This window comes from Pseudomonas mendocina, from assembly GCF_900636545.1.
GTDB classification, from domain to species: Bacteria; Pseudomonadota; Gammaproteobacteria; order Pseudomonadales; family Pseudomonadaceae; genus Aquipseudomonas; species Aquipseudomonas mendocina.
Map to the genome: position 1 here is coordinate 344,934 of NZ_LR134290.1, position 13,326 is coordinate 358,259.

Consider the following 13,326-nt stretch of genomic DNA (forward strand, 5'->3'; position numbering starts at 1 on the left):
CTCCAAGTCGTCTGATGACTCTGGTCCAATCCATCCCTAGTTCCGTTGGCCTGCCACCCTGAGTCAGGCCTTGAGAGGCCTGAATGACCCCTCCCCGTTCCCGCATCGCTTTGCAACTGGCAGTTGCCTTGGCGCTGGTGCTGGTATTGCTGATCAGCATCAGCACCCTGTTCGCCCTGCGTTCGCTGAACAGCGCCAACCTGGTGACCCGCGCCGAGCATCTGGGCAGCGAAGCGCGCCTGCTGGCTGACCAACTGGACACCTTCCACGGCAGCCTGCGCGACAGTACGCAGCGCCTGGCTGGGCTGTTCGAGCAGCGCTTCAGTAGCGGCCTGCAGGTGCGCGACGATGAGCGCATTACCGTCGGCAGCCTGCAGCCCCCGGCGCTCTACTGGGGGGCGACGCGACTCAACAACGACTTCAGTGAAGTCGACGACTTCACCCGCATGACTGCTGGCGTCGCTACCGTGTTCGTACGCCACGGTGAGGAGTTCGTGCGCATCACCACGTCGCTGACCAAGCAGGACGGTACGCGCGCGCTCGGTACTGTGCTGGACCACCAGCACCCGGCCTACCAGCGCTTGCTGTCCGGCCAGAACTACGTCGGTCGCGCGCTACTGTTCGACCGCTACTACATGACCCAGTACACCCCGGTACGCGATTCTGGCGGGAGAGTGATCGCGGTGCTGTTCGTCGGCTTCGACTACACCGACGCGCAGAACCTGCAGATGCGTAACCTCACGGATTTCCGTATCGGCAGCACGGGCTCGCTGGCCTTGCTCGACGAACAGGGCAAGTGGCTCGTGCCCCCGGCTGGTGCAGTGACCATGAGCACGCTGCCCGAAGCGCTCGCCGAGCTGATTGCCAACCCAGGCAAGGGTGGTTTCTGGAGCGATGGGCGCGACGAGTTCTACAGCGTCGCCATGCCATTTGCCGGCGGCCCCTGGACGGTGCTGGCAAGCATGCCGCGTGAAGAAATCCAGGCTGTCACCTGGCGGGTCGGTACCCAGTTGGCCATCGGCAGCGCGCTGACCCTGCTGCTGGCGGTGATCGCCGTGGTCTGGCTGCTACGGCGCAAGCTGCGCCCGCTGGGTGATCTGGTGCAGCAGGCGCAGGCGTTGGGCGCCGGTCATCTCGGTGCGCGCATGGCGCCGTCCAGTGACGACGAAATCGGCGAGCTTGCCCGCAGTTTCAATCGCATGGGTGAGGCTCTGGCGAGCATGGTGGCGGGTATTCGCAGCGCTGCTCAGGATGTCAGCGCCCGCTCTCAGGCGATGTCGACGCTGTCGCGTGATGCCTATCAGGGTATTGATCAGCAGTCCGGCGAGATCACCAGCATGGCCGGTGCGGTGGAGGAGTTCAGCGCCACCTCGCAGAACATCGCCGACAACATGCGCAGCACCGAGCGCCTGGCCAGTGACAACGCCCAGCAGACCCGTATCGGTCGCACCTCGATGGATCAGGCCTCAGAGGCGCTGGTGCAGATTGCCGAGGCGCTGGAGCAGACCTCGACCGTGATCAACAGCCTGGGCCAGCGCTCGCAGGAAATCGGCGGCATCGTCAGTGTGATTACCTCGATTGCCGATCAGACCAACCTGCTGGCGCTCAATGCAGCCATCGAAGCGGCGCGCGCCGGTGAGCAGGGCCGCGGTTTCGCCGTGGTCGCTGACGAGGTGCGCAACCTTGCCGGACGTACCCGCGAGGCGACCAACGAAATCTCGACGATGATCGGCAGCATCCAGAGTGAGACCAGCAGCGCCATTGTCACCATGGAGCAGGGCCGCCAACTGATGCAGGACGGCCTGGAACGCAACGCCAAGGTAGCTGCGGCGCTGGCGCAGATCAGTGAGCAGAGCGAGGCAGCGGGCGAACAGTTCACTGCGATCACCACTGCCACCAGTGAGCAGAGCAGCACCGCCACCGTACTTAGTGCCAACCTGCAGAGCATCGCCCAGGCCAACGGCGAGCAGCGTGAGGTGGTTGCCAACCTGGCCGACACAGCCCGCGAGCTGGATCGCCTTGCCGCTCAGTTGCGTCAGGAGGTTGAGCGCTTCCGCTGATTCAGCCTGCGGCGGGGCGATACTGCAGTGCTTCGGCCAGGTGCTCGCGGCCGATCGACTGCCGCTCCGCGAGGTCGGCAAGGGTGCGTGCGACCTTGAGGACTCGATGCGCTGCGCGTAGGGACAGGCCGAGGCGCTCGCAGGCGTTCTCCAGCCATTGGCGATCCGCGTCGCTCAGCGCGCAGTGCTGGCGCAGGCCAGGCAGGTCGAGAAAGGCATTGGCCACGCCCTGGCGCCGCACCTGGCGTTGACGAGCGTTGGCCACCTTGGCCGCAGCCTGAGCGGTGCTTTCACCTTCTTGCAGGGGCATCTCCAGGGCTGTGCTTTCGCGGGCCACCGTCAGGTGCAGGTCGATACGATCGAGCAGCGGCCCGGACAGCTTGGCGCGGTAGCGCTGGATCTGCTCCGGTGTGCAGCGGCAGCGGTTGCTCGGGTCGCCCAGATAGCCGCAAGGGCAGGGATTCATGGCGGCAACGAGCTGAAAGCGGGCGGGAAAACGTACCTTGTCGCGCGCCCGGGCAATGACGATATGGCCACTCTCCAGCGGTTCGCGCAGCACCTCCAGCACCTTTCTGTCGAACTCCGGCAGTTCGTCCAGGAACAGCACGCCCTGGTGCGCTAGCGTGATTTCGCCAGGCTGCGGGCGACTGCCGCCGCCGACCAGCGCTGGCCCCGAAGCGCTATGGTGTGGTGTGCGAAAGGGCCTCTGCGGCCAATGCTGCAATGGCGTATGGCTGGCCACCGAATGGATGGCGGCCACCTGCAGCGCCTCGCTTTCATCCAGCGGTGGCAGCAGCCCGGGCAGGCGGCTGGCCAGCAGTGTCTTGCCGGTGCCGGGCGGACCACTGAGCAGCAAATTGTGCGAGCCGGCGGCAGCCACCAGCAGCGCACGTTTGGCCGCCAGTTGGCCCTGGACTTCGGCCAGGTCCGGGTAAGGCAGGCTCTGTCTGAGCAGTCCCTGTGCGGCATAGGGCTCGAGTGGCGCGCTGCCGTTGAGGTGTGCCGCGATCTGCAACAGATGTTCGACGGCGATGACTTTCAGCCCCGAAGCGAGGCTGGCTTCCTCGGCATTGGCTTGCGGCACCAACAGGGTGCGCCCGGCTTCGCGCGCTGCCAAGGCGGCCGGTAATACGCCCTGTACCGGACGTACCGCGCCGGACAGCGCCAGCTCGCCCAGGCATTCGTATTCGTCGAGCGACCCTGCCGGCACCTGGCCGCTGGCAGCGAGAATGCCCAAGGCAATGGCGAGATCGAAGCGACCGCCGTCCTTCGGCAGGTCTGCCGGCGCCAGATTCAAGGTAATGCGCTTGCTCGGAAACTCGAAGGCTGCGTTGAGGATGGCGCTGCGCACGCGGTCCTTGCTTTCCTTGACCGCGGTCTCCGGCAGGCCCACCAGCGTCAGCGAGGGCAGGCCGTTGGCCAGGTGCGCTTCGACAGTGACGGCCGGTGCTTCTACGCCTACCTGGGCGCGGCTATGGACGATGGCCAGGGACATGATCGCTCCTTGATCAAGTGGGGTGCAGTGCCTGTAGGAGCGGCTTCAGCCGCGAAGCCTGTGCGCGGCTGAAGCCGCTCCTACAACATAACCTTAGTCTGCGGCAGTGAGCTTGGCTTCCAGCTCCGCGACCTTGGCTTCCAATGCTTCGAGGCGAGCGCGGGTACGGGCGAGAACCACCATCTGGCTGTCGAACTCTTCACGGCTGACCAGTTCCAGCTTGCTGAAACCACTTTGCAGCAGGGCTTTGAACTGGGCCTCCAGCTCGGCGCGCGGCAACGGGCTATCACCGCCGAACAGGCGTGAGGCGTGGCTACTGAGGGTGTCGAGCAGGGCTTTGGGCGGCAGCATGATCAGGTTCCGTAAACAGATGGTCGGCAGTGTAGCACGCGACTCCAGTCGGGACGTTTGGGCATTGGTTGCACGATTTTTGAGCATGCAAAGACGCGCTGCTGCACCAAGATTGTGCGTGAGATTTCGCCTTGATCTATGGGCAAAGCCCCCATGCGCCGGTAAAAGCCTGACAGATGGCGCTTTTACAGGAGCTGGCAAGCTTTCTGCTTAGACCCCAGCGACGCATGCACCGATGCAGTACCGGTGCGGCAGGCGAAGCGGGGGAGTGTTTCGTCTAGAGCGGTTGGTGGGTATCGACCAGGCCAGGCTGGAACGGTCGGTGCATTACAAAAGCCAGACACTGCGCTTAGACTTGAGCCGGGTTCGCAATTCCTGGGGCAAGTCCACCTTACACGGGAGAAAGTTTCATGAAGCTAGTCACTGCCATCATCAAGCCGTTCAAGCTCGACGACGTGCGCGAGTCGCTGTCGGAGATCGGCGTGCAGGGCATTACCGTCACCGAGGTCAAGGGCTTCGGCCGTCAGAAAGGCCATACCGAGCTGTATCGCGGTGCCGAGTACGTAGTCGACTTCCTGCCCAAGGTGAAGATCGACGTGGCCATCGCTGACGATCAGCTGGATCGCGTGATCGAGGCCATCACCAAGGCTGCCAACACCGGCAAGATCGGTGACGGCAAGATTTTCGTAGTCAACCTGGAACAGGCGATTCGTATCCGTACCGGCGAAACCGATACCGACGCGATCTAACCCGCCTCCGAACCCCACGCCCCAGGAGTAAACCCATGACTCTGCGAACTTTCGCAGGGCTAGGAGCCCTTTTGTCCTCGAATTCTGGCCATGTGCTGTTTTCGAGGGCGATGCCGGAGTTGGCGATACCCTCGCCACTCTGCTGTGCCAGACCCTCTTCAGGTCTCGCGCCCGGCCTAGTGATGGGAATGCCTGGTCGCCATACGGCGCAGGGGTTCCGGTGATCCAGAACGAGCGTGGCAACGACCTGTAAAGCATGCGGAACGCGTCCGGCGCCAACCTGGACGTTTCAACCGAACAGCGCACAACGAAAGCGCCGGCAAGAGGTGAAAAATGGATAACACAGCATTGACTGCATTGCAGTACGGCTTCGATACCTTCTACTTTCTGATCTGTGGTGCCCTGGTGATGTGGATGGCAGCGGGCTTCGCCATGCTCGAGTCCGGCCTGGTGCGTGCCAAGAACACCACCGAGATCCTGACCAAGAACGTGGCCCTGTACGCCGTTGCCAGCGTCATGTACCTGGTGATCGGCTACCACATCATGTACTCCAGCCCGGAAGGCGGCATCCTGCCGAGCCTGGGTTTCCTGATCGGTGACGAGAACACCGTCGAGTCCGTTCTGGCCGGTGGCGACGATGCCCCCTACTACTCGGCGCGTTCGGACTTCTTCTTCCAGGTGGTGTTCGCCGCAACCTGCATGTCGATCGTGTCCGGTGCAGTGGCTGAGCGCATGAAGCTGTGGGCCTTCCTGGCCTTCGCGGTGGTCATGACCGGTTTCATCTACCCGGTTCAGGGCTTCTGGAAATGGGGCTCGGGCTTCCTCAACGAAGCAGGCTTCCTCGACTTCGCCGGTTCGGGCGTAGTGCACATGGCAGGTGCTTCCGCCGCTCTGGCTGGTGTGCTGCTGCTGGGCGCTCGTAAGGGCAAGTACGGTGCCAATGGCCAGGTCAATGCCATTCCCGGTGCCAACCTGCCGCTGGCCACGCTCGGTACCTTCATCCTGTGGATGGGTTGGTTCGGCTTCAACGGTGGCTCGCAGCTGAAGATGAGCACCATCGAAGACGCCAACGCCGTCGCTCAGGTGTTCACCAACACCAACATGGCCGCTGCCGGTGGCCTGATCGCCGCGCTGGTCGTGGCTCGCATCCTGTTCGGCAAGGCCGACCTGACCATGGCGCTCAACGGTGCCCTGGCCGGCCTCGTGGCCATCACCGCCGAGCCGCTGACCCCGAGCGCGCTGCAGGCCACCCTGATCGGTAGTGTCGGCGGTGTGCTGGTGGTGTTCGCCATCCTGGGTCTGGACAAGCTGAAGATCGACGACCCGGTCGGTGCCATCTCCGTACACGGCGTGGTCGGTATCTGGGGCCTGCTGGCTGTCTGCCTGACCAACGGTGACGCTTCGCTGGGTGCTCAGCTGCTGGGTATCGTCAGCATCTTCGCCTGGGTCTTCATCGCCAGCCTGATCGTATGGAGCATCATCAAGGCAGTGATCGGCCTGCGCGTAAGCGAGGAAGAGGAATACGAGGGTGTGGATATCGCCGAGTGCGGTATGGAAGCCTACCCGGAGTTCACCGGCAAGAAGTAAGCTTCGCCGGAATGACAAGGGCGCCTTTTGGCGCCCTTTGTTTTTTCTGACAGCACGCTAGAATGCGCGCGCTGGAGCCATCAAGAGTGAGAAGCGGCATGTGGCAGCAACGCATCATAAGCCTGCGCCCGCGCGAACGAGGTTTTCATCTGGTGACCGAAGAGGTGCTGGCTAAATTGCCGGAACTGGCGCAGATCCGTATTGGTCTGTTGCATCTGTGGCTGCAGCACACCTCGGCATCGTTGACGGTGAACGAGAACGCCGACCCCGCGGTACGCCGCGATTTCGAGCGCTTTTTCAACCGTCTAGTGCCACAGGGTGAGGCGGGCTACGAACACGATTACGAAGGGCCGGATGATTTGCCGGCGCACTTCAAGGGCAGTTTGCTGGGCTTTCAGCTGCAGCTGCCGATACAGCAGGGACAGCTGGCGCTTGGGACCTGGCAGGGCATCTACCTAGGCGAGCACCGCGATCATGGCGGCGCTCGGCAAGTGGTGGCGACCCTGCACGGCGAGGTGATTTGAATTTTTTCTGGTCGTGCGGTGTACACCGTGTGGCTGGGCTATAACTAACCTGCTTTTCGCAAGTCATGAGGTTGAACATGAGCGACGAAGACCTGGAACAAGATGATCTGGAAGGGGCCGACGAGGACGATGGCGAGGAGCTGGCTGCCGCCGATGACGGCGACAGCAGCGATGACGAAGGCGACGGCGAGGTCGTAGCCAGCGGCAAGAAGAGCAAGGCCAAAGCCGTCGAAGTCGACGAGATGCCCAGCATCGAAGCCAAGCAGAAGGAACGCGATGCCCTGGCCCGTGCCATGGAAGAGTTCCTCGCCCGTGGCGGCAAGGTGCAGGAGGTGGAGCCCAACGTGGTCGCCGACCCACCCAAGAAGCCCGACAGCAAATACGGCAGCCGCCCCATCTGAGGACGGCTCGCTGCAAGGAACCCGCCCCTGTGGCGGGTTTTTTGTTGCCCGTCATCCCTGGCGACGATTCGGGCACACCGTCCGCGGCTCTTCGGTGAGACGGCCAGGCTGTTCATTTGCGGTCGTGCGCGTTTGGCACCCCTCTCCCATTTATGGGAGAGGGGCTGGGGGATGGGGCCGAAAACCACGCAAATCTGCCGGCTACCTGATCACTGGGCAGCGGTTGTGTCGTGAGTATCGACGCCGTGCGCGGCTTGTTCTCAGGAGCTCAGGTCCACTCTGCGGGTCAGCGCGTCCAGCTACCCAGCAATGCCGGTAGTTCGGCCAGGCTGGCGATCTGCGCATCCGGCGTGGTTTCGCCCTCCCAGAGTCGACCTTGCGGGTTGAACCAGATCGCCCGCATGCCGGCCGCCTGAGCGCCGGCGATATCGTCGCTGGGATGATCGCCGATATGCACGGCGCGCTCTGCTGCTACGCCGCCTGCGCGGCTCAAGGCTTCACGGAAGGGCTTCGGGTCAGGCTTGCCGATGCCCAATTCTTCGGCGCACAGGGCGAAGCGGAAGTATTCCGACAGGCCCAGGCGCCGTACATCGGCATTGCCGTTGGTGATCACGCCGAGCATGAACCGTTCGGCCAGCGCCTCCAGCGTCGGGTGTACCTCGGCGAACAGCGCGACCTGATGGCGGGCGCTGAGAAATACCTGGAATCCGGCCTCGGCCAGCGTCTGCGCCTCGCTGTGCGGGTAGCCGGCGTCTTCCAGGGCGTGAAACAGAATGCGCCGGCGTAGTTCGCTGAGGCGATGTTTGAGCATCGGTTCGGCTTCGAGCAGGCGGCTGCGCACGGCCCAGAGGTGTTCGACCGGTACCGCACCCAGACGCGGCGCGTGCAGGGCGAGCCAGTTGCGCAGGGCTGCTTCGGCGTCCTGCATGACCGGCGTGACGTCCCAAAGCGTGTCGTCGAGGTCGAAGGTGATCAGTTCAATGCTCATTCGGAACCGCCTTTGCGTTTGGCCCTGGGGTGGGCCTGGTCATAGACATTGGCCAGGTGCTGGAAATCCAGGTGGGTGTAGATCTGCGTGGTGGCGATATCGGCGTGTCCGAGCAACTCTTGTACGGCGCGCAGATCCTGCGAGGACTCCAGCATATGGCTGGCGAAGCTGTGGCGCAGCATGTGCGGATGCAGATGCTGGCCGAGCTCGCGTACGCCGGCCTGACGCACGCGCAGCTGCACCGCACGCGGCCCGAGGCGGCGGCCCTGCTGGCTGATGAACACCGCGCCATCGCTCGGGTTGGCCAGCTTGCGAAGGGGCAGCCACTGCTCCAGCGCCTGGCGTGCCAGGCTTCCGACCGGCAGTTCGCGCACTTTGTTGCCTTTGCCACGTACGCGCACCAGACCGGCTGGCAGGTCCAGGCCGTCGAGATCAAGGCCAACCAGCTCGGACAGGCGCAGCCCCGAGGAATAGAACAATTCGAGCATGGCCTGGTCGCGGCGGGCGATGAAGTCGTCCTCCACCGCGCCATCGAGCAGTTGTGCGCTGCGGTCGGCGTCCAGCGTGCGCGGCAGGCGGCGTTCGCGTTTCGGAGGGCTGAGGCCGGTGGCCGGGTCGTGGCGGCACAGGCCTTCACGCAACAGATATTGATAGAGGCCGCGGGTGGCCGAGAGCAGACGTGCCAGGCTGCGGCTGGACAGGCCTTGCTGATGCAGGCGGGCGACCAGGCGGCGCAGGTTGCGGGTATCCAGCTCGGCCCAGTCGCTCAGGCCTTCGGCTTCGCAGAATGCCAGCACCTTGCCGAGGTCACGGCGATAGCCGTCGAGGGTATGCACCGACACCTGGCGCTCGCGGCGCAGGTGTTCGAGGTAGGCGTCGAGTCGATCGTGCATCGATGCTCCCAGAGGTCATGTAGGAGCGAATTCATTAGCGATCATGGCTGGCTCGGCGTCCACCCTATCGCGAATGAATTCGCTCCTACAAAGTCGGCAAGCTATGAGCCCGCGTTCGATGGGGCAAGCGCTGCGTCAGCGTACCGAGCGCAGCGGTGTGGCGAAACTGGGCAGCACGCGCGCCAGGACTTCGGCGATATAGCCAAGGAACAGCGTACCGAGCGAGCTCTTGTAGTGCTGCGGGTCGGCGCTGCCGATGGCGAGAATGCCATGCAGGCCCTGATGGCTGAGGCTGACCACGGCAGCGGAGCCGACTTGCGCCGCGTCTTCCTTGCCGAAGAGAAACTCCAGCTCGTGCGGGCGTAGCACGCCGCAGATGGTCTTGCCGCCGCTGAGCAGGCCGCCGACCTGTTGATGCGCCTCGGCCGAGCTGACCGAGCGACCGACCGGCAGTTTGTTGTCGCTGAACAGGATCAGGCCGACGAAGGGCACCTGAAACTCGTGGCGCAGGCTGTCTTCGACCACGCCAACCACTTCCTCAAGGCTGCCGGCATCGAGCAGGTCGAGCACCAAGCGGCGGGTCTTGTCGAACAGGCGGTCGTTGTCGCGGGCCACGTCCATCAGTTGGCCGAGGCGGTGGCGCATCTCGATGTTGCGCTCGCGTAGCAGCTTGACCTGGCGCTCGACCAGCGACACGGCGTTGCCGGGCTGGTGTGGAATGCGCAGTTCGGGGATCAGTTCTTCATGGTCGATGAAGAACTCCGGGTGCAGGCGCAGATAGGCTGCAACCGTTTCCGAATCGAGCGGTTTGGGCGAATCCTGCTGGTCGGTCATAGGCGAACCTGTCCTTCGTATACGCGGGCAGCGGGCCCGGTCATCATAACCGGCTGACCTTCGCCTGCCCATTCGATGGACAGTTTGCCGCCCGGCAGCTCCAGTTGCACGGGCGAATCCATCCAGCCCTGGCGAATCGCCGCGACTGCAGCGGCGCAGGCGCCGGTGCCGCAGGCCTGGGTTTCGCCGGCGCCGCGCTCCCATACCCGCAAGCGCGCATGCTTGCGGTCGAGCACCTGAAGGAAGCCGACATTGACTCGCTGCGGGAAGCGCGGGTGATGCTCCAGCTTTGGCCCGAGCGTGTGCACCGGCGCGTCATCGGTGTTGTCGACACGCAGCACGGCGTGTGGGTTGCCCATCGACAGTGCGGCCAGCTCGACGCTTTGGCCATCGACATCGACGCGATAGTTCAACGCTGCCTGTTCGGCCTGGAACGGCACCTGTTCCGGCTGCAGGCGCGGGGCGCCCATGTTGACGCAGACCTGGCCATCGTTCTGCACGCGCAGCTCGATCACGCCGCTCTTGGTCTCGACGCGGATGACCTTCTTGGTGGTCAGGCGCTTGTCCAGCACGAAGCGGGCGAAGCAGCGTGCGCCGTTGCCGCATTGCTCCACTTCCGAACCGTCGGAGTTGAAGATGCGGTAGCGAAAGTCGACATCCGGGTGGCTCGGCGGCTCGACGATCAGTAACTGATCGAAGCCGACGCCGGTGTGGCGGTCACCCCACTGCTTGGCGTGCTTGGGCTGCACGTGGGCATGCTGACTGATCAGGTCGAGGACCATGAAGTCATTGCCCAGGCCGTGCATCTTGGTAAAGCGCAATAGCATGGCTTTACCCTCAGGCTGGCAGCAGGCTTTCGCCGGCGTAGAGCTCTTGAACGGTTTCGCGGCGGCGTACTTCGAAGGCCTGCTCGCCGTCCACCATCACCTCGGCGGCGCGGCCGCGGGTGTTGTAGTTGGAGCTCATGACGAAACCGTAGGCGCCCGCCGAACGCACGGCCAACAGGTCGCCCTCTTCGAGCACCAGTTGACGATCCTTGGCCAGGAAGTCGCCAGTCTCGCAGATCGGCCCGACCAGGTCGTAATTGCGCGCCTCGCCTTCACGCGGCTGCACCGGTGACACGTCCATCCAGGCCTGGTACAGGGCCGGGCGGATCAGGTCGTTCATCGCCGCGTCGACGATGGCGAAGTCCTTGTGCTCGGTGTGCTTGAGGTATTCCACCTGGGTCAGCAACACGCCAGCGTTGGCGACGATGAAACGGCCGGGCTCGAACACCAGCGACAGATCGCGGCCCGCCAGACGCTTGCGCACGGCGGCGATGTAGTCCCCCGCCAGCGGCGGTTGCTCGTCGCGGTACTGCACGCCGAGGCCACCGCCCAGGTCCAGATGTTTGATGGTGATGCCGCGCTCGGCCAGCTTGTCGACCAGCAGCAGCAGGCGATCCAGCGCATCGAGGAAGGGGTCGAGGGTGGTCAGCTGCGAGCCGATATGGCAATCGACGCCGATCACGTCCAGGTTCGGCAGCTCGGCGGCGCGGGCGTAGACCGCCTCGGCCTGCTCGATGTCGATGCCGAACTTGTTTTCCTTGAGGCCGGTGGAAATGTACGGGTGAGTGCCGGCGTCCACGTCCGGGTTGACCCGCAGCGAGACGGGCGCCTTGACGCCCAGTTCGGCGGCAACCTTCTGCAGGCGCTCCAGCTCGACGCTGGACTCGACGTTGAAGCAATGCACGCCGACCTCCAGTGCACGACGCATGTCATCGCGGCTCTTGCCGACACCGGAGAAAACGATACGGCTCGGCTCGCCACCGGCCGCCAGCACGCGCTCCAGCTCACCGCTGGAAACGATGTCGAAGCCGGCGCCGAGACGCGCCAGAACGTTCAGCACGCCGATGTTGGAGTTGGCCTTGACCGCGAAGCAGACCAGGTGCGGCATGCCGGCCAGGGCATCGGCATAGGCGCGGTACTGCCCTTCGATGTGGGCGCGCGAATAGACGTAGGTGGGCGTGCCGAAGCGCTGGGCCAGCGCGGACAAGGCAACGCCTTCCGCGAACAGCTCGCCGTCGCGGTAGTTGAAGGCTTCCATGGGGCAGCTCCTGTCAGAGTTCGAAACGGTCTCGGCTGTTGCCGGCGTTGTCGTCGCCCGGCAGGTACAGCGGGCCTTTCTGACCGCAGCCGGCCAACAGGCAAACGGCGGCGAGGAGCGCGAGGGTCAGTCGCTTCATGGGGCAGTCCTTGAAATAAGCGTGAATTGCGCCGGAGTATACCGACCCCCTGCCACCTTGCCTATGCGCGCGGCGCCCGCCTGGCGGGGCGCTGGCTCGATTTACGTGCGCACGCCGAAGGCATTCGTGCCAGCTTGGGTTAGCATGCGGCGAGTAACGAGGAGCCCCGATGGACAATCCCGCGATTCTGGCCGGCTCGGTCTCGGTCGCCTACCTGCAAGGCCTGATCGAACACCTGCAACGTCAGGGGGTAGCGCCCGACGCCTTGCTCGCCTATGCCCAGTTGAGTCCGGAGGCCCTGAGCCAACGCGACCAACGCATCGCCGCCAGTGCCTATCTGACGTTGCTGGGCGAGGGCGTGCGCCTGACCGGCGATCAATGTCTGGGCCTGCACCTGGGCGAGTCGGTGCGCCCGGGCTATTACGGCGTGCTTGGCTCCCTGATCATGAGTTGCGCCACCCTGGCTGACGCGTTGCACCGGCAGGCGCGCTACGCTTCGCTGGTCGGCAACCTTGGTTTGGTCGTACTCGATGATGAACCCGCCAGGCCCGACTGCGAACCGTTGGTGGCCCATACCTGGCAGCCATTGCTGGCGCAGCAACAACGGCAGTTGAGCGAGGAAACGCTGGCCGGCTGGGTCAGTTTCGGGCGCTGGATCAGTGGCCTGGACATTGCGCCGACCGAAGTGCGTTTCCAGCATTCGGCGCCGACCGACACCTCTGAACATGCGCGGATCTTTCGTTGCCCGGTGCTGTTCGATCAACCCGACAATGCCCTGATCTTTCCCAAGCGTCTGCTGGCGGTACCGCTGAACCAGGCCGATGCACAGGTGCGTGGCATGCTCGATGCCTATGCCGATCGGCTGCTGGCCGAGCTCAATCAGGGCAACAGTGTGCTGGATCGCGCGCGCCTGGAGTTGGCTCGTCAGCTTCCGGAGCAGGGGCCGGATCTGGAGGCCATCGCTGCTGCCCTGGCGCTGAGTCCGCGAACCTTGCAGCGGCGTCTGCGTGAGGGGGGGCTGTCGTTCAGCCAACTGGTCGACGAGACGCGCCAGCAACTGGTGCTGCATTACCTGCGCGACCCTGCGCTGGAACTGGCGGAAATCGCCTTTCTGGTCGGGTTCAGCGAGCCCGGTTCTCTGGCGCGTGCATTTCGTCGCTGGACGGGAACGAGTCCGGGCGAGTACCGTCGCCACCTTTGTACGCCGGCCGGCTAACCTG

The 13,326-nt window shown here is 64.3% G+C and carries 14 protein-coding genes; 6 read left to right on the forward strand and 8 right to left on the reverse strand.

Features of this window, described 5'->3' with window-relative positions; translation table 11 throughout:
- Positions 1-83: 83 nt before the first annotated feature.
- Entirely contained in the window at positions 84-2,060 is a 1,977-nt protein-coding gene (locus EL191_RS01625) for a methyl-accepting chemotaxis protein (RefSeq protein WP_013713468.1), read from the forward strand.
- A 1-nt stretch (position 2,061) separates the two neighbouring features.
- Here the strand turns inward: EL191_RS01625 and EL191_RS01630 are convergent, their stop codons facing one another.
- Positions 2,062-3,555, reverse strand: coding sequence for a YifB family Mg chelatase-like AAA ATPase (locus EL191_RS01630; protein ID WP_013713469.1), 1,494 nt, complete (start codon positions 3,553-3,555; stop codon positions 2,062-2,064).
- A 93-nt stretch (positions 3,556-3,648) separates the two neighbouring features.
- Entirely contained in the window at positions 3,649-3,906 is a 258-nt protein-coding gene (locus EL191_RS01635; RefSeq protein WP_041976024.1) for an accessory factor UbiK family protein, read from the reverse strand.
- A 410-nt stretch (positions 3,907-4,316) separates the two neighbouring features.
- Here EL191_RS01635 and glnK point away from each other — a divergent pair, with 410 nt between their 5' ends.
- The 4 genes from glnK (at position 4,317) to sutA (ending at position 7,167) form a co-directional block, all read left to right on the forward strand.
- Entirely contained in the window at positions 4,317-4,655 is a 339-nt protein-coding gene (gene glnK, locus EL191_RS01640; RefSeq protein WP_003096476.1) for a P-II family nitrogen regulator, read from the forward strand.
- Between the two features lie 333 nt (positions 4,656-4,988).
- Entirely contained in the window at positions 4,989-6,242 is a 1,254-nt protein-coding gene (locus EL191_RS01645) for an ammonium transporter (RefSeq protein ID WP_013713471.1), read from the forward strand.
- A 98-nt stretch (positions 6,243-6,340) separates the two neighbouring features.
- The gene (locus EL191_RS01650; RefSeq protein WP_041976039.1) at positions 6,341-6,766 is read left to right on the forward strand and encodes a secondary thiamine-phosphate synthase enzyme YjbQ; all 426 of its coding nucleotides are present in this window, start codon (positions 6,341-6,343) and stop codon (positions 6,764-6,766) included.
- A gap of 77 nt (positions 6,767-6,843) precedes the next feature.
- Positions 6,844-7,167, forward strand: a complete 324-nt coding sequence (gene sutA, locus EL191_RS01655) for a transcriptional regulator SutA (RefSeq protein ID WP_013713473.1) — start codon at positions 6,844-6,846, stop codon at positions 7,165-7,167.
- Positions 7,168-7,453: 286 nt separating this feature from the next.
- Here the strand turns inward: sutA and EL191_RS01660 are convergent, their stop codons facing one another.
- The 6 genes from EL191_RS01660 to lptM all read right to left on the reverse strand — a co-directional run bounded on the left by EL191_RS01660 (position 7,454) and on the right by lptM (position 12,106).
- Positions 7,454-8,155, reverse strand: coding sequence for an HAD family hydrolase (locus EL191_RS01660; RefSeq protein ID WP_041976041.1), 702 nt, complete (start codon positions 8,153-8,155; stop codon positions 7,454-7,456).
- Positions 8,152-9,048, reverse strand: a complete 897-nt coding sequence (gene xerC / locus EL191_RS01665; RefSeq protein WP_017361211.1) for a tyrosine recombinase XerC — start codon at positions 9,046-9,048, stop codon at positions 8,152-8,154. Before xerC ends, EL191_RS01660 begins: the two co-directional genes overlap by 4 nt.
- 135 nt (positions 9,049-9,183) lie before the next feature.
- A complete protein-coding gene (locus EL191_RS01670) occupies positions 9,184-9,882 on the reverse strand; it encodes a DUF484 family protein (protein WP_017361212.1) in 699 nt (232 codons plus the stop codon).
- Entirely contained in the window at positions 9,879-10,709 is an 831-nt protein-coding gene (gene dapF / locus EL191_RS01675) for a diaminopimelate epimerase (RefSeq protein WP_013713477.1), read from the reverse strand. Before dapF ends, EL191_RS01670 begins: the two co-directional genes overlap by 4 nt.
- A gap of 10 nt (positions 10,710-10,719) precedes the next feature.
- Positions 10,720-11,967, reverse strand: coding sequence for a diaminopimelate decarboxylase (lysA, locus tag EL191_RS01680; RefSeq protein WP_041976043.1), 1,248 nt, complete (start codon positions 11,965-11,967; stop codon positions 10,720-10,722).
- 13 nt (positions 11,968-11,980) lie between these two features.
- Entirely contained in the window at positions 11,981-12,106 is a 126-nt protein-coding gene (lptM, locus tag EL191_RS01685) for an LPS translocon maturation chaperone LptM (protein ID WP_017361215.1), read from the reverse strand.
- 169 nt (positions 12,107-12,275) lie between these two features.
- Between lptM and EL191_RS01690 the strand changes: the two genes are divergently transcribed.
- Positions 12,276-13,322: an AraC family transcriptional regulator gene (locus tag EL191_RS01690; RefSeq protein WP_041976046.1), complete on the forward strand. Its 1,047-nt coding sequence runs from the start codon at positions 12,276-12,278 to the stop codon at positions 13,320-13,322.
- Positions 13,323-13,326: the final 4 nt, after the last annotated feature.

Bases quoted from the DNA above. Each gene is read 5' to 3' on its own strand.
- EL191_RS01630 (WP_013713469.1), bottom strand. From the start codon at position 3,555: ATGTCCCTGGCCATCGTCCATAGCCGCGCCCAGGTAGGCGTAGAAGCA.
- EL191_RS01650 (WP_041976039.1), top strand. From the start codon at position 6,341: ATGTGGCAGCAACGCATCATAAGCCTGCGCCCGCGCGAACGAGGTTTT.
- dapF (WP_013713477.1), bottom strand. From the start codon at position 10,709: ATGCTATTGCGCTTTACCAAGATGCACGGCCTGGGCAATGACTTCATG.
- EL191_RS01645 (WP_013713471.1), top strand. From the start codon at position 4,989: ATGGATAACACAGCATTGACTGCATTGCAGTACGGCTTCGATACCTTC.
- EL191_RS01690 (WP_041976046.1), top strand. From the start codon at position 12,276: ATGGACAATCCCGCGATTCTGGCCGGCTCGGTCTCGGTCGCCTACCTG.
- lptM (WP_017361215.1), bottom strand. From the start codon at position 12,106: ATGAAGCGACTGACCCTCGCGCTCCTCGCCGCCGTTTGCCTGTTGGCC.
- lysA (WP_041976043.1), bottom strand. From the start codon at position 11,967: ATGGAAGCCTTCAACTACCGCGACGGCGAGCTGTTCGCGGAAGGCGTT.
- EL191_RS01660 (WP_041976041.1), bottom strand. From the start codon at position 8,155: ATGAGCATTGAACTGATCACCTTCGACCTCGACGACACGCTTTGGGAC.
- glnK (WP_003096476.1), top strand. From the start codon at position 4,317: ATGAAGCTAGTCACTGCCATCATCAAGCCGTTCAAGCTCGACGACGTG.
- EL191_RS01635 (WP_041976024.1), bottom strand. From the start codon at position 3,906: ATGCTGCCGCCCAAAGCCCTGCTCGACACCCTCAGTAGCCACGCCTCA.
- EL191_RS01670 (WP_017361212.1), bottom strand. From the start codon at position 9,882: ATGACCGACCAGCAGGATTCGCCCAAACCGCTCGATTCGGAAACGGTT.
- xerC (WP_017361211.1), bottom strand. From the start codon at position 9,048: ATGCACGATCGACTCGACGCCTACCTCGAACACCTGCGCCGCGAGCGC.
- EL191_RS01625 (WP_013713468.1), top strand. From the start codon at position 84: ATGACCCCTCCCCGTTCCCGCATCGCTTTGCAACTGGCAGTTGCCTTG.
- sutA (WP_013713473.1), top strand. From the start codon at position 6,844: ATGAGCGACGAAGACCTGGAACAAGATGATCTGGAAGGGGCCGACGAG.